Source organism: Alkalibacterium sp. m-11 (assembly GCF_054658155.1).
Genome location: NZ_BAAGIR010000184.1, coordinates 1 through 3,235 on the forward strand (window position 1 = coordinate 1; position 3,235 = coordinate 3,235).

At 40.8% G+C, this 3,235-nt stretch carries 3 protein-coding genes; 2 read left to right on the forward strand and 1 reads right to left on the reverse strand.

Annotation, left to right across the window (positions count from 1 at the left end; genetic code table 11):
* The first annotated feature begins 272 nt into the window (after positions 1 to 272).
* Together tig and clpX are read left to right on the forward strand one after the other, a co-directional pair.
* Positions 273 to 1,583 carry a trigger factor gene (gene tig / locus ACYQ2O_RS11325; RefSeq protein WP_459796644.1) on the forward strand — a complete coding sequence of 437 codons (1,311 nt, stop codon included), beginning with the start codon at positions 273 to 275 and terminating at the stop codon, positions 1,581 to 1,583.
* 95 nt (positions 1,584 to 1,678) lie between these two features.
* The gene (gene clpX, locus ACYQ2O_RS11330; RefSeq protein WP_459796645.1) at positions 1,679 to 2,932 is read left to right on the forward strand and encodes an ATP-dependent Clp protease ATP-binding subunit ClpX; all 1,254 of its coding nucleotides are present in this window, start codon (positions 1,679 to 1,681) and stop codon (positions 2,930 to 2,932) included.
* Positions 2,933 to 2,955: 23 nt separating this feature from the next.
* Here clpX and ACYQ2O_RS11335 read toward each other — a convergent pair.
* Positions 2,956 to 3,235, reverse strand: a 280-nt coding sequence (locus ACYQ2O_RS11335; protein ID WP_459770917.1) for a hypothetical protein, incomplete at its 5' end; no start/stop codon positions are given.

The following is a 3,235-nucleotide window of genomic DNA, read 5'->3' on the forward strand; positions in this document are numbered from 1 at the left end:
GTCCAATGGGACAACTGAAGAAAATGTTTGGGTAATGAAACACACAGAATGAGCCATTTTAATATTAAAATTGAAGAGTTACCATCTCTAGAAAAAAAGTTTCCGCCAAAGTCTTGACACATACAATTAAGCATCCGCAGTTTACATTAGCCTTTAAATATTGTATGATAATTAAGTATGTTTAAATAAAAAATAGTGAATAGGCTTATTTCCGCAGAGTTGGAAATAATGACGATTGCTAGCAGACTAATCAATTCGGAGGGTAATTATACATGGAAACAAATTTTGAAAAAACAGGTGCTACAACAGGCCGTCTGGAATTCACGATCGATCAAGAAACAGTACAAAAAGGACTGGATAAAACATTTAAGAAAGTTCAGAAAAACTTGAACGTACCAGGATTCCGTAAAGGACGAGTGCCACGACGTATTTTCAATCAGATGTACGGTGAAGCTGCACTTTACGAAGACACGCTTAACGACCTGCTGCCTGCAGCTTATTCTAAAGCTGTACAGGAAGCTGGCATCGAGCCTGTAGCTCAGCCTAATATTGATATCAAATCAGTTGAAAAGAACCAGGATTGGGAACTGATTGCTGAAGTCACTCTTAAACCTGAAGTTGAGCTTGGACAGTACAAAGAAATCGAAGTAGCCAAACAGGATCGTAACGTTTCTGAAGAAGACCTAGATGCAGCACTGGATCGCCGTCGTGAAAGCCTTGCTGAACTGACTATTAAAGAAGATGCAGCAGAAGAAGGCGACACTGTTGTCATCGATTACGAAGGATTCGTTGGCGATGAAGCATTTGAAGGTGGAAAAGGTGAGAACCACTCACTAGTTCTTGGATCTAACTCATTCATCCCTGGTTTTGAAGATCAGCTGGTTGGCGTTAAAGCAGGAGACGAGAAAGACGTTACAGTTACTTTCCCTGAAGAGTATCACTCAGATGAACTTGCTGGAAAAGAAGCTGTATTTAAAGTCAAGGTTCACGAAGTTAAAGTGAAAGAATTGCCTGAACTTGACGATGAGTTCGTTAAAGATCTTGATGAAGACGTAGAAACAGTGGATGAATTGAAAGAAAAAATCCGCAAAGAACTTGAAGAAAGCAAGACTACTGCCGCTGACGATGCCAGAGATGACGAAGCTATCAGAAAAGCAGTAGAAAACGCTAAAATTGAAGAGATTCCACATGAAATGGCTCACGAAGAAGTACACCGTCAGATGGATATGTTCCTGAACAACTTGAAACAGCAGGGCATTTCACCTGAAATGTACTACCAGATGACAAACTCAACAGAACAGAATCTTCACAAGCAGTTCGAAGGCGATGCAGAATTTAACGTACGCACGAACCTGGTACTTGAAGCAATTGTTGAAGCGGAGAACCTTGATGCAACTGAGGAAGACATAGAAAAAGAAATCTCTGATCTGGCTGAGCAGTACAACATGCCTGAAGACCAAGTACGCAGCGTACTTTCTCCAGACCTTCTTAACAGAGACATCTCATTGAAAAAAGCAATTGACCTGATCACTTCAACTGCTAAAGAAACACTTGAAGCAGCAGAAGAGTCAGACGAAGCGTAAAACTGTTTAAATGTAAATGGGAATGCCTAACGTGCATTCCCGTTTTTCATAAATTCATAAAATCTTATTAGGCTATGAGAGAGGTGACCGTGCCTATGTTTAACGATGACGATCAAAAAGGAAATATCTCATGTTCATTCTGCGGGAAATCACAGGAGCAGGTAAAGAAAATCGTGGCAGGTCCTGGCGTTTATATCTGTAATGAATGTGTTGACTTATGCCAGGAAATTATGGAAGAAGAGTTCAGCAAGCAGTCATTCGACGGTGAAATGAACGTTCCTAAGCCTCATGAGATTCGAGAAATACTGAATGAGTATATCATTGGTCAGGAAGCGGCTAAAAAAGCTCTTTCTGTAGCGGTATACAATCACTACAAACGTATCAACAGTCTAGATGAAGACACAGAAGATGACATTGAACTTCAGAAAAGTAACATCTGTCTGATCGGTCCTACAGGGTCGGGTAAAACGTACCTGGCACAGACGCTTGCACGCATTCTGAACGTTCCTTTTGCAATAGCTGATGCAACGAATCTGACCGAAGCGGGGTATGTTGGAGAAGATGTTGAGAACATTCTACTGAAACTCCTCCAGTCAGCTGATTACGATGTAGAGCTGGCAAAACGCGGAATCATTTATGTCGATGAGATCGATAAAATCGCCCGCAAGTCGGAAAATGTCTCTATCACAAGAGACGTCAGTGGGGAAGGTGTACAACAAGCGCTTTTAAAAATTCTTGAAGGAACGACTGCAAGTGTGCCGCCTCAAGGAGGCAGAAAACACCCTCATCAGGAACTGATTCAGATTGATACAACTAATATACTCTTTATTGTCGGAGGGGCCTTCGACGGAATAGAAACGATTGTAAAAAATCGTCTGGGGGATAAAGTGATCGGATTTGGTGCTGCAAGCAAGCGTAAAGAAGCAGATGAGAAGCAGAGCATCATGCAGCAGATCATACCTGAAGACTTACTGAAATATGGTCTGATTCCTGAATTTATCGGTAGACTCCCGATTACAGCTGTACTTGAGAAGCTGAATGAAGACGATCTGGTCGAAATTCTGACGAAGCCTAAAAACTCGCTGGTTAAACAGTATAAAAAACTGCTGCAAATCGATGAGGTAGAACTTGAATTTGAGGAGCAGGCTCTTCGTGGAATCGGTAAAAAGGCAATCGAACGAGATACTGGTGCGCGTGGGCTGAGATCGATCATTGAAAGCATTATGATGGATATCATGTTTGAAGTGCCCAGCAGACCGGACATTAAGAAAGTCGTTATAACCGAAGAAACAGTGGAAACACAGATGAATCCTATCTTTTATGATGAAGATGGGCAGAAAGTTAGCTAATTAAACAAGCAAAGACCTTCAAATCAGCTTGAGCTGGTCTGAAGGTCTTTTTCCTGGATGACACCGGCAGGCCAGTCATTTTTCTGTAACATTAGCTTGGCATTTGTTACCCATTTATAACAAAAGACTTTAAAAACCAAATAAGTATGATATACTAACAATTGATTAATTATGTAGGTAACTCCCAATAATCTATGAAAAATTATGTTTCCCAAATTTCTCGTTGCTCGTATGATGATTTCTGTCGATGAAGGTAATATAATCCAATCCTTGTCTGGATTAAACAGCTTTATAACAGATCCA